This is a genomic window from Neoroseomonas terrae (genome assembly GCF_018129025.1).
GTDB classification, from domain to species: domain Bacteria; phylum Pseudomonadota; class Alphaproteobacteria; order Acetobacterales; family Acetobacteraceae; genus Neoroseomonas; species Neoroseomonas terrae.
Map to the genome: position 1 here is coordinate 1 of NZ_JAAEDI010000065.1, position 789 is coordinate 789.

A 789-nucleotide genomic window follows, 5' to 3' on the forward strand; every position below is an offset into this window, starting at 1 on the left:
TCGCTTGCCGATGGAGCGCGTCGAACATTTTCTCGATGCGGTCATCGTCTGAGTAGACCAGGGCGTCGTCGAGAATGACGGGTGTTGGCCGGGAGTCCTTCGCCAAGAGCCGTGCGAAGGCGAGCCGGGTCAGGACGGAGAGCTGCTCGCGCATGCCGCCGCTGAGGCGATCGACCTCTTCGTCCTGCCCGTTTCTCAGGATCCTGTGCGGCAGCAGCGTCTTCTCGTCGAAGACGATCGAGATGTCGTCGAACAGCAGCCGAAGCAGCGGCCTGAGTTCGGTGATGACTGGCCGGAGATACAGCTCGCGAGCGTCGGATCGGGCCGCCTCCAGGGCGCCAGACAAACGCTGCAGCGTCGCCACCTCGGCGGCGAATGCGGCTTCCCTTGCCTCAGCGGCCGAAAGCGCTTCGACGGCCTCGCGATGCATCTCCTCCACGGCGTCGTCCGATCTGGTGCGGATCTCGGCATTGAGGCCGGCAATCTTCTCACGCAGCGCATTCGTCTCGTTCTGCGCCGCCAGCTCCACGGAGCGCGCGCGCTTCAGGGCTCCCTCGGCGGATTGCACGTCGGCGGCTTCGGCTGATAAGCGAAGCGAGCGGTCAGCGGCCTCGGAAGCAGCTTGCTGCAAAACATGCAGCGCCCCGTCGAGGCTCTTCTCGCGTTCTTCGCGCGCCTCCGCCGGGCCAAGGACCGCATCGACCTGCGCCCATGCGGCGTTCAGCTCGGCCAATACCGTCTGAGCATTGACGAAGGCCGCGTCGGCGCCATCCTTCAGTGGTTCGGCCT

General features: G+C 65.8%; 1 protein-coding gene. It reads right to left on the minus strand.

Going from position 1 to position 789, the window contains the following annotated elements; translation table 11 throughout:
* On the minus strand, positions 1-789 hold a 789-nt coding region (locus tag GXW78_RS27690; RefSeq protein WP_211872151.1), incomplete at both ends, for an ATP-binding protein.